This window comes from Sphaerotilus microaerophilus, assembly GCF_023734135.1.
Classification (GTDB): Bacteria; Pseudomonadota; Gammaproteobacteria; order Burkholderiales; family Burkholderiaceae_C; genus Sphaerotilus; species Sphaerotilus microaerophilus.
On record NZ_AP025730.1, the window covers coordinates 2,573,781 to 2,596,950 of the forward strand.

The 23,170-nt window shown below is 69.4% G+C and carries 16 protein-coding genes; 9 read left to right on the forward strand and 7 right to left on the reverse strand.

The window, feature by feature from the left end; all coding sequences use genetic code 11:
• Positions 1 to 5 precede the first annotated feature (5 nt).
• A complete protein-coding gene (locus tag NGK70_RS11220; RefSeq protein ID WP_251973296.1) occupies positions 6 to 656 on the forward strand; it encodes a 3'-5' exonuclease in 651 nt (216 codons plus the stop codon).
• Positions 657 to 692: 36 nt separating this feature from the next.
• On the opposite strand, the gene NGK70_RS26470 is transcribed toward NGK70_RS11220, so the two are convergent.
• The 4 genes from NGK70_RS26470 to NGK70_RS11245 form a co-directional block, all read right to left on the reverse strand.
• Positions 693 to 2,453: a methyl-accepting chemotaxis protein gene (locus NGK70_RS26470; RefSeq protein ID WP_310742597.1), complete on the reverse strand. Its 1,761-nt coding sequence runs from the start codon at positions 2,451 to 2,453 to the stop codon at positions 693 to 695.
• Between the two features lie 292 nt (positions 2,454 to 2,745).
• Positions 2,746 to 4,554, reverse strand: a complete 1,809-nt coding sequence (locus NGK70_RS11235) for a cation acetate symporter (protein WP_251973297.1) — start codon at positions 4,552 to 4,554, stop codon at positions 2,746 to 2,748.
• Positions 4,554 to 4,862 (reverse strand): DUF485 domain-containing protein, encoded by a 309-nt coding sequence (locus tag NGK70_RS11240; protein ID WP_251973298.1) that lies wholly within the window; start codon positions 4,860 to 4,862, stop codon positions 4,554 to 4,556. Before NGK70_RS11240 ends, NGK70_RS11235 begins: the two co-directional genes overlap by 1 nt.
• Before the next feature lie 209 nt (positions 4,863 to 5,071).
• Positions 5,072 to 7,357, reverse strand: a complete 2,286-nt coding sequence (locus NGK70_RS11245) for a tetratricopeptide repeat protein (protein ID WP_251973299.1) — start codon at positions 7,355 to 7,357, stop codon at positions 5,072 to 5,074.
• Positions 7,358 to 7,517: 160 nt separating this feature from the next.
• Between NGK70_RS11245 and NGK70_RS11250 the strand changes: the two genes are divergently transcribed.
• The 8 genes from NGK70_RS11250 (at position 7,518) to NGK70_RS11285 (ending at position 17,987) form a co-directional block, all read left to right on the forward strand.
• Positions 7,518 to 9,149: a clostripain-related cysteine peptidase gene (locus NGK70_RS11250; RefSeq protein ID WP_251973300.1), complete on the forward strand. Its 1,632-nt coding sequence runs from the start codon at positions 7,518 to 7,520 to the stop codon at positions 9,147 to 9,149.
• Positions 9,150 to 9,476: 327 nt separating this feature from the next.
• Positions 9,477 to 11,786, forward strand: a complete 2,310-nt coding sequence (locus tag NGK70_RS11255; RefSeq protein ID WP_251973301.1) for a hypothetical protein — start codon at positions 9,477 to 9,479, stop codon at positions 11,784 to 11,786.
• Positions 11,787 to 11,834: 48 nt separating this feature from the next.
• Positions 11,835 to 12,275, forward strand: a complete 441-nt coding sequence (locus NGK70_RS11260; protein ID WP_251973302.1) for a hypothetical protein — start codon at positions 11,835 to 11,837, stop codon at positions 12,273 to 12,275.
• Positions 12,276 to 12,309: 34 nt separating this feature from the next.
• Positions 12,310 to 12,576, forward strand: coding sequence for a hypothetical protein (locus tag NGK70_RS11265; protein ID WP_251973303.1), 267 nt, complete (start codon positions 12,310 to 12,312; stop codon positions 12,574 to 12,576).
• A 139-nt stretch (positions 12,577 to 12,715) separates the two neighbouring features.
• Entirely contained in the window at positions 12,716 to 14,119 is a 1,404-nt protein-coding gene (locus tag NGK70_RS11270) for a hypothetical protein (RefSeq protein ID WP_251973304.1), read from the forward strand.
• A 99-nt stretch (positions 14,120 to 14,218) separates the two neighbouring features.
• Entirely contained in the window at positions 14,219 to 15,409 is a 1,191-nt protein-coding gene (locus NGK70_RS11275; protein ID WP_251973305.1) for a PA0069 family radical SAM protein, read from the forward strand.
• Between the two features lie 184 nt (positions 15,410 to 15,593).
• A complete protein-coding gene (locus NGK70_RS11280) occupies positions 15,594 to 16,775 on the forward strand; it encodes an acyl-CoA dehydrogenase (protein ID WP_251973306.1) in 1,182 nt (393 codons plus the stop codon).
• Positions 16,776 to 16,778: 3 nt separating this feature from the next.
• Positions 16,779 to 17,987 carry a CaiB/BaiF CoA transferase family protein gene (locus tag NGK70_RS11285; RefSeq protein WP_251973307.1) on the forward strand — a complete coding sequence of 403 codons (1,209 nt, stop codon included), beginning with the start codon at positions 16,779 to 16,781 and terminating at the stop codon, positions 17,985 to 17,987.
• A gap of 36 nt (positions 17,988 to 18,023) precedes the next feature.
• On the opposite strand, the gene NGK70_RS11290 is transcribed toward NGK70_RS11285, so the two are convergent.
• The 3 genes from NGK70_RS11290 to dnaK all read right to left on the reverse strand — a co-directional run bounded on the left by NGK70_RS11290 (position 18,024) and on the right by dnaK (position 23,120).
• Positions 18,024 to 19,649 (reverse strand): response regulator, encoded by a 1,626-nt coding sequence (locus tag NGK70_RS11290; protein ID WP_251973308.1) that lies wholly within the window; start codon positions 19,647 to 19,649, stop codon positions 18,024 to 18,026.
• Positions 19,650 to 19,869: 220 nt separating this feature from the next.
• The gene (gene dnaJ / locus NGK70_RS11295) at positions 19,870 to 21,030 is read right to left on the reverse strand and encodes a molecular chaperone DnaJ (protein WP_251973309.1); all 1,161 of its coding nucleotides are present in this window, start codon (positions 21,028 to 21,030) and stop codon (positions 19,870 to 19,872) included.
• A gap of 140 nt (positions 21,031 to 21,170) precedes the next feature.
• Entirely contained in the window at positions 21,171 to 23,120 is a 1,950-nt protein-coding gene (gene dnaK / locus NGK70_RS11300; protein ID WP_251973310.1) for a molecular chaperone DnaK, read from the reverse strand.
• Positions 23,121 to 23,170 lie beyond the last annotated feature (50 nt).

The following is a 23,170-nucleotide window of genomic DNA, read 5'->3' on the forward strand; positions in this document are numbered from 1 at the left end:
CCAACATGAAATGGGGTCTGAAGCCTGCCTGGCAGGCACTGCGGCGCGAGTGGATGCTCTACCACATGGGCGACCAGCGCTTTCGCTTCATGTTCGACGCACCGCCGGAGAACGAGTGGGTGTCGGTGGACTGCGAGACCACCGGCCTGAACGTGGGGCGCGACGAGATCATCTCGATCGGTGCCGTGCGCATCGTCGGCGACCGCATCCTGACCAGCCAGCGGCTGGAGCTGATCGTCAAGCCGAGCAAGGGCGTCTCGGCCGACAGCATCCGGGTGCACCGCCTACGTGAGCAGGACGTGGCGCAGGGGCTGGACCCCGACGAGGCGATCAAGCAGTTGCTGCACTTCATCGGCAGCCGCCCGCTGGTGGGCTACTACCTCGAATTCGACGTCGCGATGCTCAACAAGGTGATCTTCCCGATCCTTGGCATGGGCCTGCCGCAGCCGAAGTTCGAGATCTCGGCGATGTACTTCGAATACAAGAACCGCCGGCTGGCGCCGCACATGCAGAGCGTCACGAACATCGACCTGCGCTTCGCCACGCTGATGGACGACCTGGGCCTGCCGCTGCGAGATGCGCACGATGCCGTCAACGACGCGGTGATGGCCGCGATGGCCTTCACCAAACTGCGCCACCTGAACCGTCTGGCCTGAGCTCGGCCTGAGGGAGAGGCGGCGCGGGCCGACGGATCAGAACGTTTCCCAGTCGTCGTTGCCTGCCGCCACGGGGGCGGGCGAGGGCGCGGGGGTGGCGCGCGCCGGGGCAGGCGCGGAGGCCGCGGCCGGGGTCGATGACGGGGTGGACGGTGAGGTCGTCGCCACGGGGCGCGGCGCCGCTGCCACGCGTGCGGGCGGCAGGCTCGGCGCGCTGCGATGGCCGGCCTGCGTCGTTGCGGCACCCGCATGGATCCGGAACGAGCCCACCGCCTGCACCAGCGACTGTGCCTGGTGGTTCAGGCTGGTGGCGGCCGCAGCGCTTTCCTCGACCAGGGCGGCGTTCTGCTGGGTGACCTGGTCGAGCTGCGCCACGGCGTCGCTGACTTGGCCGATGCCGGAGGTCTGCTCCTGCGTGGCCGAGCTGATCTCGCCGATCAGGTCGTTGACACGCTTGACCTGGGCGACGATGTCGTTCATTGCGCTGCCCGCTTCGGTGACCAGGTGGGCGCCGGCCTCGACCTTCTCGACGCTGGCGCTGATCAGGCTCTTGATTTCCTTGGCCGCATCGGCCGAGCGCTGTGCCAGTGTGCGCACCTCGCCGGCCACCACCGCGAAGCCGCGGCCCTGTTCGCCAGCCCGGGCCGCCTCGACGGCGGCGTTCAACGCCAGGATGTTGGTCTGGAAGGCGATGCCGTCGATCGTGCCGATGATGTCCACCACGCGTCGGCTGCTGTTGCTGATCGCATCCATCGTGTCCACCACCTGGCCAACCACGTTGCCGCCGCGGGTGGCTGCCGTGGCAGCCGACGCGGCCAGCTGTGCGGCCATGCGGGCCGTGTCGGCGTTGTTGCGCACGGTGGCGCTGAGCTGCTCCATCGAGGCAGCGGTCTCTTCCAGGTTGGCGGCCTGCTCTTCGGTGCGCTGGCTCAGATCGGCGTTGCCTGAGGCGATCTGTGAGGAACCGGTGGCGATCGAGTCGCTGGCGCCGCGCACCTGGGTGACGATGCGCGCCAGGTTGTCGTTCATGCCCTGCAGGGACTCCAGCAGCTGGCCGACCTCGTCACGCGAGCGCACTTCGACACGCGTGGTCAGGTCGCCCGAGGCCACCTTGTCGGCGAACCGCATGGCCTCGTGGATCGGCCGGGCGAGCGACGCCGAGATCCGCCAGGCCAGCAGCAGCCCGATCACGATGGTCAGGGCCAGCGCCGCGATGATGGCCACACGGGCGCTGTCGACGGTCGCCTCGGCCGTGGCACTGGAGGTCTTCGCGCCCTTTTCATTGAGCTTGACCAACTGGGCGAGCGCGTCCTCCGCATTGGCATAGAGCTTCTGGGACGCGCCGTTCAGGAGGGCATGGGCCTCCTCGGTGCGGTTGGCGCGCGACAGGTCCAACAGCTTGCCGTGTTCAGCCAGGAAGCCCTGCCAGGCCTGCTTGTTGGTGTTCCACAGCTGCTGCTCTTCGGGGCTGGCTATCAGTGGCACGTAGGCGGCTTCCAGCTTGGCGAGGTCGTCCGTGAGCTGCTTCATCTCGGCTTCGCGCTGCGCCATGCTCGCTTCGTCCTTGGACAGCACGTGCTGCAGTTCGGCGATGCGGAAGGCGGCGATCTGCGCGTCCATCTCCTTCACCAACTGTACGCTGGGCAGCCAGTTGTCGGTGATCTCATGCAGGTCCCGCTCGATCGTCTGCAGCCTCAGGATCGAGAAGCCGCCAATCAGCAGGCTCAGCGCCAGTACGGCACAAAAGGACACGACCAGCTTGGTCGCGAGGCGGAGGTGGGTGAACCACTGCAGCATGAGGGAAGTCTCCTGAGGCTGTCCATCCCGGTCGCTCGGTAGCGATGGCGGCTTGACCCGGCCTGGTTGCCGTGGCTTGCCTACTCGGGGTGGATGACTTGGAGAAGATATCCCCCTCTGAACAGGGGGGAAGGCCGGTTCTGCGGCATGGGAACCGTCCACTTCCCGCTTTGGACGCGTGGGCGGCCGATGCGAATGCCACCCCCAAATGCAACAGCCCGGGCGGGGCCCGGGCTGTGGGAGGGGCGCCGCGTGGCGCCCGTCGAGGGGGCGGGCTCAAGGCCCGCGCAGGTCAGTGGCCGGAGGCGCCAGCGGCACCCAGGCCGGTCTCGGAGCGCACTTGCTGCGCATCGAAGTCGGCACGTTCCTTCTGGGCTTGGGCGCTGTTGTCCAGGATGGAGAACAGCCACACGCCGACGAAGCCGATGGTCATCGAGAACAGCGCCGGGGAGCTGTACTGGAACCAGGCCGAGCCCTTCGGGTAGCCCAGCGTGGCTTCCCACACCGACGGCGACACGATGGTCAGGCCCACCGACGAGATCAGGCCCAGGAAGCCGCCGATCACCGCGCCCTTGGTGGTGCAACCCTTCCACAGCATGGACAGGAACAGCACCGGGAAGTTGGCCGATGCGGCGATCGCGAAGGCCAGCGCCACCATGAAGGCGATGTTCTGCTTCTCGAAGGCGATGCCCAGGACCACCGCGACCACACCCAGCGCCAGGGTGGTGATGCGCGAGACCTTCAGCTCGGAGGCGCTGTCGGCGTTGCCCTTCTTGAACACCGTGGCGTACAGGTCATGCGACACCGCCGAGGCGCCCGACAGGGTCAGGCCAGCCACCACCGCCAGGATGGTCGCGAAGGCCACTGCCGAGATGAAGCCGAAGAAGATGTCGCCACCGACCACCTTGGCCACCAGCACCGCCGCCATGTTGGCGCCACCGGCCTTGATCGTGCCCTTGGCGGTGTCGGCGAACTCGGGGTTCGTCAGCACCAGGGTGATCGCGCCGAAGCCGATGATGAAGATCAGGATGTAGAAGTAGCCGATCCAGGTGGTGGCCCAGAACACGCTCTTGCGGGCTTCCTTGGCGTTGGGCACCGTGAAGAAGCGCATCAGGATGTGCGGGAGGCCGGCGGTACCGAACATCAGCGCCATGCCGAAGCTGATCGCGGAGATCGGGTCCTTGATGAAGCCGCCCGGGCCCATGATGGACAGGCCCACCTTGGCCGGATCGATCGCGTTGGCCTTGGCCAGGGCACCTGCGGCGCTGGCGGCGGCTTCAGGCGAAGACGCTGCCGCGCTCGCGGCCATGGCGGCGGCGATGGCCGCATCCTTGCCGTTCTGCGCGATCGCTGCCTTGACCAGCACGCCCTTGGCGAACAGCGCTTCCGGCGAGAAGCCGAACTGCGACAGCACCATGAAGGCCATGAAGGTCACGCCCGACAGCAGCATGATGGCCTTGATGATCTGCACCCAGGTGGTGGCCGTCATGCCGCCGAACAGCACGTAGACCATCATCAGCGCACCGACGATCACCACCGCCATCCAGTAGTCGAGGCCGAACAGCAGCTTGATCAGCGAGCCGGCACCGACCATCTGGGCGATCAGGTAGAACGCCACCACGACCAGCGTGCCCGACGCGGCGAAGGCGCGGATCGGGGTCTGCTTGAAGCGGTAGCCCGCCACGTCGGCGAAGGTGAACTTGCCGAGGTTGCGCAGCTTTTCGGCCATCAGGAAGGTGATGACCGGCCAGCCGACCAGGAAGCCGATGGAGTAGATCAGGCCGTCATAGCCAGAGGCCATGACCGCAGCGGAAATACCCAGGAAGGAGGCGGCCGACATGTAGTCGCCGGCAATCGCCAGACCGTTCTGGAAACCCGTGATGCCGCCGCCGGCGGTATAGAAATCGGCCGCACTCTTGGTTTTGGCAGCCGCCCATTTCGTGATCCACAGTGTGGCGAGCACGAAAATGCCGAACATGACGATCGCAGTCCAGTTGGTGGCCTGCTTGGTGGTCTGACCCAGGTCTGCACCTGCGGCCAGCGCCGCGCTGCTGCCCGCCAGGGCGAGCAGTGCGAGGGAAATGCGGGAGCTACGCTTCATCACTTGGTTTCCTCGGCCAGGATTTGTGCCGTCAGGGCGTCGTACTCGTTATTGGCACGACGCACGTAGATGCCGGTGATCACGATCGTGAAAATGATCACACCCATGCCGATCGGCACGCCGAGCGAAGTGACTCCGGCGCCGATCGGCTGGGCCAGGAATCCCTTGTTGAATGCGATCAGGGCGATATAGCCGTAATACACGATCAACATGAGGATGGCGAGAAACCAGCCAAATGAATTGCGCTTCTGCTTGAGTTCCTGATACTTCGGATTTTTCTGAATGCGTGCGACGACAGGGTCTGTCATGCCTCTCTCCTCAATGGGTTGTGGGCAAATACCAAAGGTCTGCAATCGTCCCGTACGGACCATTGCAAAATCTTTCGTTACGAGTCTAGGAATGCTCTCTGACCAAAAGCTGACCTAGTTCATGGTTTTGTGCCTAGGACTTACCCTCATGTCCGGTTCCCGTGGGATACGGGCCGCGGCATGGGCGGGCGGGAAAGCCGCCGGGCTGCTCATTCCGGCAGGCTGTACCGGGTGGCCGGGCCCCGGCCGGTCTGGCGCAGCAGGCCACGTTCGGTCAGCGCGGCCAGGTGCTTGGAGGCGGTGGCCGGGCCGACGCTGCACAGCTGTGCGTAGGCGCTCTTGTGGATGTGGCCGTGCGCCAGCAGGTGCTGCAGCAGCGCGGCCTGGCGGGGGCGGTCGAGCATGTCGCCGGCACGGGCCTGCCAGGGGTCGGCCAGTTGCTGGGCGCGGGTCAGGGCCCGGCTGAAGAGCTGCTGCAACTCGGCGAAGTCGGCCGCAAAGGCGTCGCCCAGGCCGTGGCGCTCGATCAGCGCCTGGGCGGCCTCGCGTTCCTTGGCAGCGATGCTCAGGTAGGCGCGGGCGATGCGCAGCGTGGCGTGCACCTGCTCGGCCGGTGCGCCGGGCACCGCCAGCAAGGCGCGCTGGCGGTGCACCTCGGCGATTTCCTCGGCGTGGGCCACCGACTCCTGCGGCAGCAGCCGGTCGTAGGCCAGATCGTCGCGTGGGCCGAGGATCTCGGCCTTGAGGTTGCGAGCGGCTTCCAGGTGGGCCGGATCGCTCTCGTGCGGCCAGGCGGCCAGCGCCGCGGCCACGTGGGTGTCGCCGCGCTGCTCGTCGGCCGGGTCGTCGCTGGCCTGGAAGCGCTTGAAATGCGCCTCGGCCAGGTTGTAGTGCGCACGCCGCACCACCAGCGCCAGGCCGGCGCGCTCGGCCAGTTGCAGCGCCTGGGTGTAGGACTGGATGGCCTGCTCGTAGCGCCCCTGCCAGAACCAGGTGGCGCCCAGGTTCAGGTGGGTGCTGGCCACGGTTTCGGGCTCGACGGCGATGCGCTCGGCCAGCGCCAGCACCCGCTGCGAGGCCTCGATCGCCCGCGGAAAGTCCTTCGCATCGCCGTACAGCAGCGCCAGGTTGCCGTAGGTCTTGAGCACGGACTGCTGGTCGCCGATGCGCTCGTACAGGTTCAACGCGCGGTGCTTGTGCTCCAGGGCGCGGCGGATCTCGCCGGCACGGCGCCAGTACTCGCCCCAGGTCTGTTCCAGCGCGGCGAGCACCTCGGGCGCGATGCCGGCGGTGTCGCGCAGCGCCTGGGCGTTGTCGAGCACGGCGCGCGAACGCGGATCGTTGCGCAGCACGAACACCCAGGCCAGCCGGGTCAGCGTCTGCAGGGTTTCCTCGGCGATGCGCGTGTCGACCGGCTCGCCGCCGGCTTCCAGGGCGCGGCGCAGGAAGTCGGCGCTGTCCTGGTAGCAGGCAAAGGCGCGGTCGGCATCGCGGGCCTCGTGGAACTTGCCCAGCGCACCGTAGGCGGCGCCCAGCAGCAGGTCGTCGCTGGCCTCGTCGGCCAGGCGCAGTGCCTGTTCGTAGGCCTGGCGCTCGCGCTCCGGGGCATCGTGGATGCGCCAGAGTGCGGCCTGGGCCAGGCACAGGTCGAATCGCTCGCGGGTGGTCAGCGGCTCGGCCGCCAGCGCAGCGATCAACGCCGGGGTCTCCGGGTGGCTGGCCAGCTCGATGCGTGCGCGCTGCAGCACCCGCAGGCAGGCGCCCACGTCGTGGGCCTGCAGGTGGTGCCACCAGGCCGAGGCCGGGTCGCCATCGACCAGCGCCTGCGTGGCCTGGCGCTGGTGCCAGTCCTGGCGGGCCTGCGCCGGCTGCTGTGCCCACTGCGCGGCCAGGGCCTGGTCGACCACCGCACGCAGGCTCAGCCGGTCAGCGCCCTGGCACGGCAGCTCGCGCAGCACCGCGGCGAGCTGGCGCCGGCCCTTGTCGAGGGCGCGGTACAGCGTGCTCGGGCCGATCGCCCACAGGCCGCAGAGGTTGTCCACCACCGGCTCGTCGGCGCGGCGCCGGTATCGCTGCGGGAAGTCGGGTACCGCTTCGAAGCCGTGCTGGCACATCAACGCCAGCAGCGGACGCCAGCTGGTGCGTTCCAGCCAGCTGGCGTGGTCGATGCCGGTGAGCCCAGGCAGGCGGTCCGGCCGCAGTTGCGCGAGGCCCCAGCGCAGCAGCCAGGTCACCGCCCGGGCGCGCCCGCTGTCGCCGCGCAGGGCATCGCCGCCGGCACCGAGCAGCGGCTGCAGCCAATGGCGCTCCACCCAGCGGGTCAGGCGCGGGCGGCGGTGCAGCAGCTCTTCCAGCGCGCCGGCCCGGTGCGCCGCCAGGGCAGCGTCGACGAGGGACTCGACCAGGGCCGCGCTGGGCCAGGCCGAGCCGGCGCCGGCGTGGGCCGGTCCGCTGGCCGGGCCAGTTGGTAACGAGCTGTGAGCGGCGCGGGTCATGGGGAGGTCCTCATCGTCTGGTGATCGTCTGAGGCGGGGGCCGCGGAGCCTGCCGGTCGTGCTTTGGCATGCGAACCAAGCGCGGCTAGTGTATCGAGCACCCGGCGGCGCTCGTGAGCGCAGGGCTGGGTGCCCCTGCCAACCTTGGAGGAACCCGATCATGAGCGCGACGACAACCACGGCGACGATCACGAACACGACCACGGCGCAGCTGCCCGGCTTGCAGGGTGCACGCCCGGGCGATCCCGCCACCCGCGGGGTGGTGTTGGCGGTGTACGCACCGTTTGGCAGCGACGCGGTGCTCAGCACCTACCCGGACGGCGAATCGACCACGCTGGCGCAGCACCCGCTGCTGCGCCACCTGGCGGAAGTGGCGGCGGCCGGCACCCACGTGGTGGCGCTGCTGGACCGGTTGGACGACGACACCCAGCTCATCGAGATCGATGCCTACGCCCCGGCCAGGGTGCGCATCACCGCGCGCTGGAAGCAGGACATGGCCGATGTCCACACCCTGGCCGGCTTCCTGCGCCATGCCCACCGCGCCCACCCGGAGGCGGCCATCGTGCTGGCGCTGGAAGGCCACGGGGCCGGCTTCCTGCCGGAGATCGACCGCCGCCAGCTCAGCGCCGCCAACCTGACACGCGGCGGGCAGATCGAGTGGCGCCTGACGGGCGAGGGCGGCGCCCCCACGCTGCCGCAGGGCTCACCGATCCTGCCGCAGGGCTCGCCCATCCTGCCCCAGGGGTCACCGATCCTGCCGCAGGGCTCGCCGATCCTGCCGGCCAACCACATGCCGCTGTCCACCTGGGCGCTGGGCGAGGGGCTGCGCCGGGCCCAGGCCGCCGGGGTGCCGCGGCTGGCGGCGATCCACTTCAACAACTGCTTCAACATGGCCGTGGAGCTGCTGCACACCGTGGCGCCCTATGCGCAGGTGGCCACGGGCTACCCCAACTACAACTTCTTCACCGCCGGGGCGGCCTACCCCGCGGTGTTCCGGCAGTGGCAGCAGGCGGGCAGCGCCTCGGCGCTGCAGGTGGGGCACTGGCTGGCCGACGGCAACCGGGCGGTGCTGGCCGCCAAGGGAAATCACCCGACCGCCGGCTGCGTGATCGAGCTCACGCGCCTGCACGAGATCACCGAGCGGCTCGATGACCTGGCCGATGCGCTGCTGGCGGCGCTGCGCACGCCCGGCGGCATGCTTTCGCGCCAGGCGGTGGTGCAGCACATCCGCCGCGCCATCGTGCAGGCGCAGCAGTACGACACCGAGGCCGGACCCGCGCTGGACACCCCCGACGAGCTGACCGACCTGTACAGCCTGGCGCGCACGCTGATGGACCAGGACTTCGGCCCCTACCGCGTGCACGAGGCCGCGGCCCGGCTGCGCCACGCGCTGCAGGGCATCAAGCGCTACGGCGACAGCGACACCCCCTGGCTGGCCCCCGGGGTGCACTGGGACTTCTCCGAGAAGACGCTGGCGATGAACATCTTCCTGCCCGACCCGCTGCTGCAGGGCCACTGGGACTGGCGCTCGCCCTTCTACCTCGACGTCAATCCCGACCCCACCCTGCCGCGCGTGCAGCCGCACATCATCGACTTCGTCAAGACCACCGACTGGGTGGACTTCCTGATCGAATACCACAAGGGCACCCAGTTCAAGTCGCTGCGCGCCGCGGCCATCCCCGAGTTCCCGGTGTTCAACGAGCGCTACCAGCCGCCCGAGCCGCCGCGGCCGACGCAGGGCGGCGATGACGGCGGCTGCGATCACGGCAAGCCGCCCTCGTCCCGGCGCTGACGCCCTCCGGCCCGCGTCCGACGCCCGCCGTTTCGAACGCTTCCATCCCCACGCCATGCCCCCGGCTGTTCGCGCAGCCGGGGGTTTCTTTTTTTGGGCGCTTCACGGCGTCCGGGCCGATCGTCTCGTGGTCGTCCATTCCCACGGGCTGTGGGGGCTGACGCGGCGCATCGGAACGGGAAGGGGGCAGCGCTGCAATGCGTTCCAAGGCAGCGGCCCCGGGGCCTCCAGGCGAAATCCCCCGGCGGCCCCGCCCGACGGCAGCGCCCCCAGCGGCTGCGAGGCGCCGTCCGCAACCCCCCGCGGCCACACCGACCGGAGAACATCATGGCGATCACGATGCAAGGCAGCTGGACGCTGCGTTTCAAGAGCAAGGCGGCTGCCTGGGCGCAGCGCTTCGTCGTCAGCGGCGCGGCCACCGGCAATGGCGTCTTCGCCGGCACGGCTGGCACGGCGGTGTTCGTCACCGGCACGCAGTGGTCGGTCAAGCTGCAGCACCAGGCGCCGGGCGACCTCTGGCGCGATTCGGCGCAGCGCATCGGCACGCCCGGCGTCGCTGGCGGGCTGCTGAGCTTCGACATCCGCAGCGATGACGGGGGCAACGGCAACGGCGGCGATGCCGACTACGACGACCTGGTCATCACCGCCTCGATGCCGGCCAGCGGGTCGGACTACGTGGTGCATGGCCGCGTGCGCAGCTACCAGGGCCTGTGCCTGTTCAATCCCTGCCGGCCCGACTTCGTGGTGATCGACCCGCCCTTCCACCTGCCCACGCTGTGCGAGCGCTACCCGCTGCTCTGCGAGGTGCTCACCCAGCTCTACCCGGAGCGCATCCGTGGCCCGCGCCTGCCGCTGCCCGACCCGGCGCCCGATGCGCTGCGCGACCTCACGCCACTGGTGATCCCGACCGGGCTGCCGCAGCGTGCCACCGGCATGGTGTTCCGCTCCGCATTCACGACGGCGCCGCCATCCACGCAGCCACCTACGCAGCAACCCGTGCTCACCCACCTGGCCGCCAGCGGCAAGGCGCAGAGCCAGGCGTCGCTGGATGCCATCGAGGCGCAGGCCGTTGCCGCGCTCAAGACCACGACCCGCCAGGTGGCCTTCGACGCTGCCCCGGTGCGTGCCGGGGCCGGCCGCCTGAACGCGGCTCAACTGCAGGGCATTGCCGCCATCCGCGATGCGGCGCTGCGCCTGCGCTGCAGCGTGGCGCCGGCACCCGGCCTGCTGCTGCGCTTCCAGGAGTACGACCGCACCGCCAGCGAGCGCGCCGGTGCGCCCTACACCGGCAGCGGCGCCCGGCAGGACCTGGGCCTGGCGGTCACCGACGAGCAGGGCAACTACCTCTTCCGCTTCAGCCCGACGCTGACCGACCTGGCCGAGGAAACCGCCGACGTGGCTGCCGGCGAGGCCCTGGCCACCCAGCTGCGCCCGGACGTGATCGTGCAGGTGCTGGGCACCGGGCTGACGATGAGCTGGGAGTCGGCGCCGTACTACAACATCACCAACCTGCAGCGCATCGACCTGTGTGTGCCGCGCGAGCGGGTGCACCCGAGCCAGGGCTGCGGCGGCGACCGGGTGATCCAGCGCGTGGGCGACATCCTGATGCTGCACAGCGCGCTGGATGCGCCCGGGCACGTCAACACGCTTGACGCCGAGGGACGCATCACCTGCCGCAACGCCAACGCGCCGCAGGTGGACTGCGCCGGCTGGCGCGGTGCGCTGCGGCTGTACGGCTGCTTCGCCTCCGATGCCGCGCTGCGCTACGCCGTGTACTTCAAGCGGCCCGAGGCGCTGCGCTGGCAGGCGGTCAACCAGGCACATGCGCTGAACTACGTGCCCGACCTGATCGCCGGCGGCAAGACGGTGGGGCCCTTCCTGCGCCAGGTGGTGCCGGGCGTGCCGCTGGTCGGCGGGCCGGCCCTGGGCAGTGCGGTGGACGTGCCCACCTACGACAACCACGACCGTGACCTGAACTGGATCGAGAACGACCTCAAGCTCATCCTCGACAGCAGCCTCTACCGGCCGTGGGACGAGCCGGGGCCGGTGCAGTGGCGCATCGAGGCCTATGACGCGGCCGGGCAGTTGGTGGCAGGCAGCGTCGACCAGTTCACGCTCTACATCCACAACCGCACGGCGATCGCCGGGCGGCCGGGCAACGGCAGCAAGGGCGACATCGCCGGCATCCGCATGGGGACGACCGAGCTGGGCGACTGCGGGCTGTTCGAGCTGACCCACCCCGCCGCGCCGCTGACCGTGCGCCACCGCGCCGTGGACCCGGAGGGCTTCCTGCACAGCTGGAGCCTGGCCGTCACGCGGGGCAACAACGTGCCGGTGGCCACCTTCGTGGCCGGCGGGGTGACGCCCAAGGCCTATACCGCGGCGGTGCTGCCGGCCACGCCCTGCGACTTCACCGGCAGCCGCGACGAGCCCACCGCCGACCTGGACGACTACGTCGCCACCACGCTGCAGCCGGGCGGCTCCGGTGCGGCGGTGACCAGCTGGCTGCCGCCGGGGCACGGCTTCTGCGCCTTCGCGTTCACGCTGCGCGCCCACGACCGGGTCACCGACGGCCGCAGCGCCTACCCGCAGGTGGTGTTCTGGCAGGACCTGATCGGGCTGAGCCTGCCCGGTTGAGTTTGGCGGTTTGAGCCCCTCACTGTCCTTTCCTCGAAGGAGTTCGTCATGGACACATCCCCCGTCCCACCGGGCGCGGCCGATCTGGCGCTGGCCTGGTCCGCCGCGGCGCTGGCGGTCTGGCGCCTGACCCACTTGCTGCATGCCGAGGCCGGCCCCGGCGGGGTCTTCGCCCGGCTGCGCGATCTGGCCGGCACCGGCCTGGCCGGCCAGGCGCTGGGCTGCTTCTACTGCCTGAGCCTGTGGGTGGCTGCGCCGGTGGCTTGGCTGCTGCCGGCTGGCTCATTGGGGGGCGCGTTGGGCGGCGTGCCTGGGGGCCTGCTGCTGTGGCTGGCGCTGTCGGGCGCGGCGGTGCTGCTGCAGCGGCTGACCGAGCCAGCCCCGCTGGGCGCGCCCATCGCCGCGGTGCGCGCGGATCCGGCAGCGGCACTGCCATGGCCGATCGCGGTCGAGGACCCGCCTCGCCACCCGGGCGCGCCGACGCACTGACCTTCACCTTCATCCACCTCACCAGGAGACGCCCATGTGCAACTGCACCTCCTCCAGCCGACGCTTCCACCCTGGCACCGGCCCCCTCGTTGCTCCCACTGCCTGGCTGCACCCGCCTGCCGCGGCGCCGCGCGACCGGGCGCTGTTCGAGTACATCGGCGCCACCGGCCTGACCGTCATCGGCCCGGCCAGCGGGCGGCGCTACCGCTTCGAGCGGCCTGGCGCCCAGGTCGGCATCGATGCGCGCGACCGCGGCGCCCTGGAGCGCCTGCCGCAGCTGCGTTGCCTGAGCACCGCATGAATACCGCCTGAGTACCAACTGAATACCAACTGAGTACCACCCGAGGGTCGTCCAGCGCGACGCCTTCCAGTCCCGAGTCCTGTCTTCACCTCGTCACCCGGCCCGCATCCCCTGCGGGCCACCCTCCCTGGAGCCCATCATGGAAACCACCCTGCACACCCCCTCCGCCGCCGCTGCCGCCACCGCCAGCCGCGAGCTGGTCGACTACAACGACCTGCCCTGCTGCCCGCAGCTGGAGACCGACCGCATCTGCGACGTCGTCGACCTGCGCCGCCGGCTGGTCTTCCCGACCCCGGTGCGTGGCCCGAAGGAGCAGCCCATCAAGGTGGAGGTGATCTTCCACACCCGCTTCACCCGCTGCCCGGGCCCGTTGGCGCTGGGCGACATCGCCTACAGCACCACGCTGCTGCCCGGCGAGAAGGTGCGCCTGGCCACCACCGACCGACGCAGCCGCTTCAGCTTCGACAGCGAGTCCAAGCTGAGCTGGCGCAGCGAGCAGATCAGCGAGGAGCAGTACCGGCTGCGCGCGCTGCGCGCCTTCATGGCCGACGAGAACTCGGTCGACCGCGGCAGTGACCGCTATAGCGAGCAGGGCAAGTGGGACTTCCACGGCGACGCCTCCGGCTCGCTGGGCTTCTTCTCGGCCAGCGCGGACACCAATGCCCGCGGCAGCCACAGCGCCTCCAGCGCACGCGACTACCTGCGCGAGCACCGCGCACACGCCGAGATGAGCGACCACCAGTCGGTGGAGGCCACCCGCAAGGCGCACAGCGTGTCGATCGGCGAGGTGTCCAGCCGCAGCCACGTGGAGGGCGAGTCCGAGGACCACTTCGAGGCCTCCTCGCGCGAGTTCCGCAACCCGAACACCTGCCACGCCGTCACCTTCATGTTCTACCGGCTCAACAAGCTGGAGACCATCAAGTTCGAGCTGCTGGCCATCGAGCGGCGCGTGCTCGACCCCGTGGCGCCCGCGCCGGTGGCGGGCAACCCCTTCCGTGCGGTGGGCCAGCTCGCCACCATCCCGCAGGAGCTGCCGGCCACCTCCGGCCAGCGCGCCGAGGTGCTCTCGCGCAGCATCGCGGCCGACCAGCAGGTGCTGGTGCAGGGCATCACGCCACTGCCGGGCGCGGCGCGTGGCCAGGTGCTGCTGGGCGCGGGCAGCGTGTCCATCGCCGCGCTGGCACAGGCGAACCTCGGAGAGGGCGAACCGCTGCCCGACGAGCTGCGCGCGAAGGCGCTGCAGTTCGTCGACGCCCAGCTGATGGCGCAGGGCCTGCTGCAGGAAGGCGGCGTGGTGTCGCGCAGCCTGCTCAAGGAGGTCAACTACAGCCGCACCACCAGCCTGCCCACGGCCGGCGTGATCGTGAAGAGCTGCATGGACGAGTGTGGCATCTGCGAGCCGCGGGTCGAGCGGCGCGAGGAGCTGGAGCTGGAGCGCCTGGCGCTGCAGAACAAGCTGCTGGAGCGCCAGATCGAGCTGCTCGGCCAGGCCCAGGAGTACCGCTGCTGCCCGGGCGTCTCGACCGAAGCCGAGCCGGCATGACCCTGCGGGCGGGCGGGATGTGGCGAGCGGGTTCTGCGTGAGTGTCAAATACTGTATAAATAAACAGTCATTAAGTGCCGCCATCCGAACCGACCGACCATGTCCCGACCCGTCGATCCCCGCGCTGATCCTCCTTGCGACGCCCCCAGTGACGGAGGTGGCGATCTGCGGCTGCCACCGCCACCCGCGGCCCTGCGCGGGCGCGGCACCGGCTGGCAGGTGGCGCACCGCTTCGAGCGCCGCGCGCGAGAGGCCTTTGACGACGGCTGGGGGGCGCTGGACCAAGTGGTGCAGGCGACGCAGGAGGAGCAGGCCGAGCCGCCGGCGCCGCACACCGAGGTGCTGGAGGAGCGCGCCGGCGAGATCCTGGCGCACAACGATTCGCCGGACGTGCCCTTCGAGTTTTCGATCAACCCCTACCGCGGCTGCGAGCATGGCTGCATCTACTGCTACGCGCGGCCGACACACGGCTACCTGAACCTGTCGCCGGGGCTGGACTTCGAGACGAAGATCGTCGCCAAGGTCAACGCCGCCGAGCGCCTGCGCGTGGCGCTGCGCCGCCCCTCCTGGCGGCCGCAGTCGATCAACCTGGGCTCGGCCACCGACGCCTACCAGCCGGTCGAGCGCCGGCTGCGTCTCACCCGCGGCGTGCTGGAGGTGTTGCACGAGGCGGGCCAGCCGGTGTCCATCGTCACCAAGTCGGGCGGCATCGTGCGCGACCTGGACCTGCTGGCCGAGATGGCCGCGCGCCGCCAGGTGCTGGTGTTCATCAGCGTGACCACGCTGGACAACGCGCTGTCGCGCATCCTGGAGCCGCGTGCTACTGCGCCGCAGCGCCGGCTGGCGGCGATCCGGCGGCTGGCCGACGCGGGGGTGTGGGTGGGGGTGAACGTGGCACCGATCATCCCCTTCGTCAACGAGCCGGAGATCGAGCAGATCCTGGCCGCCGCCGCGCAGGCCGGTGCCCGCAGCGCGCACTGGACGGTGGTGCGCCTGCCCTGGGAGGTGAACCCCCTGTTCCAGCACTGGCTGGCGCAGCACTTTCCGGACCGGGCCGAGCGCGTCATGGCGCGCCTGCGCGAGATGCGCGGCGGCCGGGCCTACGACGCCGATTTCCGCCACCGCATGAAGGGCGAGGGCCCGTGGGCACAACTGATCCGCCAGCGGGTGGAGAAGGGCGCCGCGCGGGTGGGCCTGCTGCGCGAGACGCCGGTACTCGACACCTCGGGCTTTTGCCCACCCCGGGCACCGCAGGCCGTGGGGGCACCCGAGCAGGGCAGCCTGTTCTGACGCGGTGGACGGGCCGGGCCTGGCTTTGCGGGTGCGATGCAGGCTGAGGTGGACCGCGGGATCGGAGGATGGAGTGCGTTGATTGCACAGATAGGTTCGTTTTTTGCGCTTGAGCTGTGCTCTTCGTGCACTTAGCATCACGTCCCAACCCGTTCATCCCGTCCACGAATTCAGGATCCTCACGATGGCCAGCTCCAAAGCCTCCTTCCACTGGGACGACGCCCTGCTGCTCGACAGCCAGCTCAGCGACGACGAGCGCGCCGTGCGCGATGCCGCCCGCGCCTACTGCCAGGACCGGCTGATGCCGCGGGTGCTGGAGGCCTTCCGCCATGAGCGCACCGACGTCGGCATCTTCCGCGAGATGGGTGACCTCGGCCTGCTCGGCCCGACCATCCCCGAGGCCTACGGCGGCTCCGGCCTGAACTACGTCTGCTACGGCCTGATCGCCCGTGAGGTGGAGCGCGTCGATTCTGGCTACCGCTCGATGATGAGCGTGCAGTCCTCGCTGGTGATGGTGCCGATCAACGAGTTCGGCAGCGAGGCGACCAAGCAGAAGTACCTGCCCAAGCTGGCCAGCGGCGAGTGGATTGGCTGCTTTGGCCTGACCGAGCCGAACCACGGCTCCGACCCCGGCAGCATGGTCACCCGCGCCAGGAAGGTGCCGGGCGGCTACAGCCTGAGCGGCGCCAAGATGTGGATCACCAACAGCCCGATCGCCGACGTGTTCGTGGTCTGGGCCAAGGACGATGAAGGCGCGATCCGCGGCTTCGTGCTGGAGAAGGGCTGGAAGGGCCTGAGCGCCCCGGCGATCCACGGCAAGGTGGGCCTGCGTGCCTCGATCACCGGCGAGATCGTGATGGACGAGGTGTTCTGCCCGGAGGAAAACGCCTTCCCGGACGTGCGCGGCCTGAAGGGCCCGTTCACCTGCCTGAACAGCGCGCGCTACGGCATCGCCTGGGGTGCGCTGGGTGCGGCCGAGTTCTGCTTCCACACCGCGCGCCAGTACACGATGGACCGTCGTCAGTTCGGTAAACCCCTGGCGGCCAACCAGCTGGTGCAGAAGAAGCTGGCCGACATGCTCACCGAGATCACCCTGGGCCTGCAAGGCTGCCTGCGCCTGGGCCGCATGAAGGACGAGGGCAGCGCCGCGGTGGAGATCACCAGCATCATGAAGCGCAACTCCTGCGGCAAGAGCCTGGACATCGCCCGCACCGCGCGCGACATGCTGGGCGGCAACGGCATCAGCGACGAGTTCGGCGTGGCCCGCCACCTCGTCAACCTGGAGGTGGTCAACACCTACGAGGGCACGCACGACGTGCACGCGCTGATCCTGGGCCGCGCCATCACCGGCATCGCTGCGTTCTGAGCGATGCAAGCCGGCGCACTGAAGGGCATCAAGGTCCTCGATCTCTCGCGCGTGCTGGCCGGGCCCTGGGCGGGGCAGATGCTGGCGGACCTGGGGGCGGACGTGATCAAGGTCGAGCGCCCCGGCGCCGGCGATGACACCCGTGCCTGGGGCCCTCCCTGGCTGAAGGACGCCGAGGGCCGCGACACGCGTGATGCGGCCTATTTCTTCTGCGCCAACCGCAACAAGCGCTCGGTGGCGATCGACATCGCCACGCCCGATGGGCAGGCGCTGGTGCGGCGCCTCGCCGCCGAGGCGGACGTGCTGCTGGAGAACTTCAAGGTCGGCGGACTGAGGCAGTACGGGCTGGACTTCGAAAGCCTGAAGGCCGTCAACCCGCGGCTGATCTACTGCTCGATCACCGGCTTCGGCCAGGACGGGCCCTACGCGCAGCGCCCGGGCTACGACTTCCTGATCCAGGGCATGGGCGGGCTGATGAGCGTGACCGGGCCGGCCGAGACCGCGCGGGCCGAGGGTGAGCCGCTGCCCGAAGGGCAGGGGCCGCAGAAGGTGGGCGTGGCGCTGGTGGACATCATGACCGGGCTGTACGCCAGCATCGGCGTGCTGGCCGCGCTGCAACACCGCCACGCGACCGGCGAGGGCCAGCACATCGACCTGGCGTTGCTGGACGTGCAGGTGGCCGCACTCGCCAACCAGACGGCCAATCACCTGATCGGCGGGCTGGTGCCCAAGCGGATGGGCAATGCCCACCCGAACATCGTGCCGTACCAGGACTTCCCGACCGCCGATGGCGACATGATCGTGGCGGTGGGCAACGACGCGCAGTTCGCCCGGCTGGCCGAGTCGGCGGGCCACGCCGAGTGGGCCAGCGACGATCGCTTTGCCACCAACGCGGCCCGCGTGGCGAACCGCGCCGTGCTGATCCCGCTGCTGCGCCAGGCCACGGTGATGCGCACGACGCGCGAGTGGATCGAGCGGCTGGAGGCGGCGGGTGTGCCCTGCGGGCCGATCAACCGGCTCGACGAGGTGTTCGCCGACCCGCAGGTGATCGCGCGTGGCCTGCGTGTGGACCTGCCGCACCCCGTGGCGGGGACGGTGCCGGGGGTGGCTAACCCGATCCGGCTGTCCGCCTCGCCGGTGGCCTACCGCATGGCCCCGCCGCTGCTCGGGCAGCACACCGACGAGGTGCTGCGGGACTGGCTGGGCGATTGACCCCGCCGCGCGCGTGGCGCTCGCCCGGCGGGCGGATCAGGCGCGCATCGCCAGCGCGCCCGCTTGGCGGCCGACCTCGGACAGGCTGACGCGGGTGCCCTTGGTGCAGAAGCGTTCCTGCAGTGCATTGACGCGCTTCATCATCGGCTCGTAGAGCTCGATGCGCTCGCGGTGGCGCTGCAGCACCATGCTGGCGAGTTCCAGCAGCTTGGCATTGAGCGTTTCCTCGCCCTGGCGCAGCAAGGTCTGCACGGCCACGAGGGGTGAGCCCTTGATGCTGTGGGTCATGGCCTGCTCGGCCATCGCGCCCACGCGGGCGTGGGCGTCGCGCACCACCTGCTGGTAGACGTCATGACCGAAGGCGGCGGCACAGAGCAGGTCCGTGCCAGCCTTGGAGACACAGAAGCGCATCGCCACGTTGCCCACCCAGACCTCGGCGTCAGGCAGCTGGACCTCGGTGCGCGCCAGGCGGGCCAGCAGCGCGATGAGGTTGGAGGCGGCCTCGAAGTCGTAGTCGTCGTCGCGGACCTCGCTGGCGACGCCCTTGACCTGGACGATGGCCCGGGCGATCTGCCGGTCCGCCACGCTGCGCAGGATGGTGCCCAGGCCCATGAAGCGCTGGATGCGGCGGCTTTCCGGGTGGCGCTCGCAGGCGTGGGCGAGGTTGTCGAGGGTGCGGACCATGCCGCGCGCGTCGGCGCTGTCGAACTTCAGCAGGGCCAGCAGCACGAGCGTTTCCAGGTCGAACATCTTGCTGGACATGCCCGTGCTCACCGCGCGGTCCAGCGCCTTCTCGCTTTCCTTGAAGTCCCCCGTGTAGAAGGCCAGCATGCCCTGCTTCTGCAGCCGCATGACGCTCGCCGGGGTCAGTTCGCAGGCCTTGCGGTAGGTTTCCAGCGCGGCCTTGAAGTCGCCGTGCTCCACCTGCACGCGCCCCATCACGTCGTAGGCGTCCGCGTAGGCCGGGTTGCCGGCGATGAGCGATTCGAGTGTGCGCTTGGCCTGCTCGGTGCCGCCGCCCTCGATCTCCGCGCGCGCGATGCCCAGCTTGGCCCAGGGCAGGGCGCGGGCCTCACGCACGGCGTCGAACATGCGCCGTGCCGCGTCATGCCGCCCCAGGCGCAGCAGCAGCTCGGCGCCGACGCGCGCGGCGTAGAGCCAGTACTCGCCGCGCTCGGTGAAGCGCTTCACGCACATGATGGCTGCCTGCTCGAATTGGCGGGCCTCGATGGCGTCGAAGATGTCGCGCAGCACCCGCTTGCGGCGGCGCGCCTGGGTGAGGCGCTCACCCAGAGCGGCGGCGTTGTGGGGCTTGAGCAGGTAGCTGTCCAGCGCCGATTCGGCCGCTTCAGCGACCTTGCCGTAGGAGGCCTCGCCGGTGACCATCACGAAGACGGTCGCAAAGGGCAGTAGCTGGGCACGCCGCAGGTCGTCCAGCAGGTCCTGGCCGCCCATGATCGACTGGTCGAAATGGTGCTCGCACAGCACGATGTCGAAGACACGCTCTTCGAGGATCTTGCGCGCGTCCTCGGGCCGGCTGGCCTGGGCCACCGTGCCGACGCCCCAGTCGCGCAGCATCGACACGAGGGTGCTGCGCGAAGTGGGGTTGCCATCGATGACGAGGGCGCGGCAGTCGCCGATTTCTGGATCGAGCAGTTGCATGCGGGGCGGTGAGGGGGAATGCGGCTGTCAGGGAAACCCATCCTGATATCGGCGGTTCCTCTGGGGGCTTGATGGCCGCCGTGTCGGCGGCGCTTTCGCGCTGGCCGGCACGCCGAGCGGCGGCATCGGTCAGAGCCCGCGGGGCTGCACCACAAACGAAACGGCCACCGAGGTGGCCGTTGTCGTCACCCGGGCCAACCGGATGGCCAAGTGGGGTGCTTCACTTGAAGAAGTCCTTCATCCGGTCGGTCCAGCTCTTGCCCGTGGGCGAGTGCTTGTCGCCCCCCTTCTTCAGCGACTCGTCCAGCTCCTTGAGCAGCTTGCGCTGGTGCTCGCTGAGCTTGACCGGCACCTCGACCTGGATGTGGCAGTACAGGTCGCCGGGGTAGTTGGAGCGGATGCCCTTGATGCCCTTGCCGCGCAGGCGGAAGGTCTTGCCGTGCTGTGTGCCCTCAGGCAGATCGATCTCCGCCTCGCCGCCCAGCGTCGGGATCTGGATGCTGCCGCCCAGCGCCGCGGTGACCACGCTGACCGGCACGGTGCAGTGCAGGTCGTCGCCGTCGCGCTCGAAGATGTCATGCTGCTTGATGCGGATCTCGACGTACAGGTCGCCCGCCGGCCCGCCGTGCATGCCCGGCTCGCCGTGGCCGCGCAGGGCGATGCGCTGGCCCTCGTTGATGCCCGCCGGGATCTTCACTTCCAGCGTCTTCTGCTTCTTGAGCTTGCCCGCGCCGTTGCAGCTGGTGCAGGGGTCGGAGATCACCTTGCCGCTGCCGTGGCAGTGCGGGCAGGTCTGCTGGATGCTGAAGAAGCCCTGGCGCAGGTGCACCGTACCTGAGCCATGGCAGGTGGCGCAGGTCTTGGCGCTGGTGCCGGGCTTGGCGCCGCTGCCGTGGCAGGTGTCGCATTCCTCCCAGGTCGGGATGCGGATCTGCGTTTCCTTGCCGTGGGCGGCCTCTTCCAGCGTGATCTCCATCGCGTAGGACAGGTCTGCGCCGCGGTAGACCTGCTGGCCGCCACCGCGCCGCCCACCGCCCGCGCCGCCCTGGCCGCCGAAGATGTCGCCGAAGATGTCGCCGAAGGCCTCCGCGAAGCCGCCAAAGCCCTCGCCGCCCGCGCCCGGGCGGAAGCCCGCGCCACCGGCGTTGGGGTCCACGCCGGCGTGGCCGAACTGGTCGTAGGCCTGGCGCTTCTGCGCATCGGAGAGCATCTCGTAGGCCTCCTTCGCCTCCTTGAATTTCTCCTCGGCCGCCTTGGCCCCGTCACCCTGGTTGCGGTCAGGGTGGAACTTCATGGCCAGCTTGCGGTAGGCCTTCTTGATTTCGTCGTCGCTGGCGGTCTTGCCCACCCCGAGGACTTCGTAGTAATCGCGCTTTGCCATGAGCTCTCTCTCTGGTCCGTGGAAGCTGATCCTTGGAAGCGAAACCGCCGCGTCGGGCAGCAGGCAGTGCCTGTCACCCCGAACGCGGCGTGGAACCGGGTGTCACCCGTGGCCGAACTGGCCCCGGGTGCGCCCGCAGATCACTTCTTGACTTCCTTGAATTCCGCGTCCACGACATCCGGGTCGGCCGGCTTGCCACCCGCATCGGCCTTGGGCGCTTCTGCGCCACCGGCCGCGCCCGCTGCGCCAGCGGCCGCCTGCTGGGCCTGCATGTCGGCGTAGACCTTCTCGCCCAGCTTCTGGCTGGCGGTCATCAGGGCCTCGGTCTTGGCCTCGATGGTCGCCTTGTCGTCGGCCTTCAGGGCTTCCTCGGCGTCCTTGATCGCGGCCTCGATCTTCTCCTTCTCGCCAGCATCGAGCTTGTCGCCGTGCTCGGTCAGGCTCTTCTTGACCGAGTGGATCATCGCGTCGGCCTGGTTGCGAGCCTGCACCAGCTCGAACTTCTTGTGGTCCTCGGCGGCGTTCAGCTCTGCGTCCTTGACCATCTTCTCGATCTCGGCCTCGCTCAGGCCCGAATTCGCCTTGATGGTGATCTTGTTTTCCTTGCCGGTGCCCTTGTCCTTGGCGCCCACGTGCAGGATGCCGTTGGCGTCGATGTCGAAGCTCACCTCGATCTGCGGCACGCCACGCGGTGCGGGCGGGATGCCTTCGAGGTTGAACTCGCCCAGGCTCTTGTTGCCCGAGGCCATCTCGCGCTCGCCCTGGTAGACCTTGATCGTCACGGCCGGCTGGTTGTCGTCGGCGGTCGAGAAGGTCTGCGCGAACTTGGTCGGGATGGTGGTGTTCTTCTTGATCATCTTGGTCATCACGCCGCCCAGGGTCTCGATGCCCAGGCTCAGCGGGGTGACGTCCAGCAGCAGCACGTCCTTGCGCTCGCCGCCCAGCACCTGGCCCTGGATCGCGGCGCCCACGGCCACGGCCTCATCCGGGTTGACGTCCTTGCGCGGCTCCTTGCCGAAGAACTCCTTGACCTTGTCCTGCACCTTGGGCATGCGGCTCTGGCCGCCCACCAGGATCACGTCGTCGATGTCGGACACCTTGATGCCGGCGTCCTTGATCGCGATGCGGCAGGGCTCCATCGTGCGCTCGACCAGCTCGTCCACCAGCGACTCCAGCTTGGCGCGGGTGAGCTTGATGTTCAGGTGCTTCGGGCCCGAGGCATCGGCCGTGATGTAGGGCAGGTTGACGTCGGTCTGCGTGCTGTTGGACAGCTCGATCTTGGCCTTCTCGGCGGCTTCCTTCAGGCGCTGCAGGGCCAGCACGTCCTTCGTCAGGTCGACGCCCTGCTCCTTGCGGAACTCGGTGACGATGTAGTCGATGATGCGCTGGTCGAAATCCTCGCCGCCCAGGAAGGTGTCGCCGTTGGTGGACAGCACCTCGAACTGCTTCTCACCGTCCACGTCGGCGATCTCGATGATCGAGATGTCGAAGGTGCCGCCACCGAGGTCGAACACCGCGATCTTGCGGTCGCCCTTGCCGTGCTTGTCCAGGCCGAAGGCCAGGGCCGCGGCGGTGGGCTCGTTGATGATGCGCTTGACGTCCAGGCCCGCGATGCGCCCGGCGTCCTTGGTGGCCTGGCGCTGGCTGTCGTTGAAGTAGGCCGGCACCGTGATCACGGCCTCGGTCACTTCCTCACCGAGGTAGTCCTCGGCGGTCTTCTTCATCTTGCGCAGCACCTCGGCGCTGATCTGCGGGGGGGCCAGCTTCTTGCCGCGCACCTCGATCCAGGCGTCGCCGTTGTCGGCCGCGCTGATCTTGAAGGGCATCAGGTCGATGTCCTTCTGCACTTCCTTCTCGGTGAACTTGCGGCCGATCAGGCGCTTGGCGGCGTAGACGGTGTTCTTCGGGTTGGTGACTGCCTGGCGCTTGGCCGACGCACCAACGAGGATCTCGCCGTCTTCCTGGTAGGCGATGATCGAAGGCGTGGTGCGCGCGCCTTCGCTGTTCTCGATCACCTTGGTGCTGTTGCCTTCCATGATGGCCACGCAGCTGTTGGTGGTACCGAGGTCGATGCCGATGATCTTGCCCATGTGGGTGCTCCTGGATGCTGAAACGGTTGTCTTCGAGTTGTGGTCCGGTG

Bases quoted from the DNA above. Each gene is read 5' to 3' on its own strand.
- NGK70_RS11285 (WP_251973307.1), top strand. From the start codon at position 16,779: ATGCAAGCCGGCGCACTGAAGGGCATCAAGGTCCTCGATCTCTCGCGC.
- NGK70_RS11280 (WP_251973306.1), top strand. From the start codon at position 15,594: ATGGCCAGCTCCAAAGCCTCCTTCCACTGGGACGACGCCCTGCTGCTC.
- NGK70_RS11290 (WP_251973308.1), bottom strand. From the start codon at position 19,649: ATGCAACTGCTCGATCCAGAAATCGGCGACTGCCGCGCCCTCGTCATC.
- NGK70_RS11235 (WP_251973297.1), bottom strand. From the start codon at position 4,554: ATGAAGCGTAGCTCCCGCATTTCCCTCGCACTGCTCGCCCTGGCGGGC.
- NGK70_RS11245 (WP_251973299.1), bottom strand. From the start codon at position 7,357: ATGACCCGCGCCGCTCACAGCTCGTTACCAACTGGCCCGGCCAGCGGA.
- NGK70_RS26470 (WP_310742597.1), bottom strand. From the start codon at position 2,453: ATGCTGCAGTGGTTCACCCACCTCCGCCTCGCGACCAAGCTGGTCGTG.
- NGK70_RS11275 (WP_251973305.1), top strand. From the start codon at position 14,219: ATGTCCCGACCCGTCGATCCCCGCGCTGATCCTCCTTGCGACGCCCCC.
- NGK70_RS11270 (WP_251973304.1), top strand. From the start codon at position 12,716: ATGGAAACCACCCTGCACACCCCCTCCGCCGCCGCTGCCGCCACCGCC.
- NGK70_RS11240 (WP_251973298.1), bottom strand. From the start codon at position 4,862: ATGACAGACCCTGTCGTCGCACGCATTCAGAAAAATCCGAAGTATCAG.
- NGK70_RS11260 (WP_251973302.1), top strand. From the start codon at position 11,835: ATGGACACATCCCCCGTCCCACCGGGCGCGGCCGATCTGGCGCTGGCC.
- NGK70_RS11250 (WP_251973300.1), top strand. From the start codon at position 7,518: ATGAGCGCGACGACAACCACGGCGACGATCACGAACACGACCACGGCG.
- NGK70_RS11255 (WP_251973301.1), top strand. From the start codon at position 9,477: ATGGCGATCACGATGCAAGGCAGCTGGACGCTGCGTTTCAAGAGCAAG.
- dnaJ (WP_251973309.1), bottom strand. From the start codon at position 21,030: ATGGCAAAGCGCGATTACTACGAAGTCCTCGGGGTGGGCAAGACCGCC.
- dnaK (WP_251973310.1), bottom strand. From the start codon at position 23,120: ATGGGCAAGATCATCGGCATCGACCTCGGTACCACCAACAGCTGCGTG.
- NGK70_RS11220 (WP_251973296.1), top strand. From the start codon at position 6: ATGAAATGGGGTCTGAAGCCTGCCTGGCAGGCACTGCGGCGCGAGTGG.
- NGK70_RS11265 (WP_251973303.1), top strand. From the start codon at position 12,310: ATGTGCAACTGCACCTCCTCCAGCCGACGCTTCCACCCTGGCACCGGC.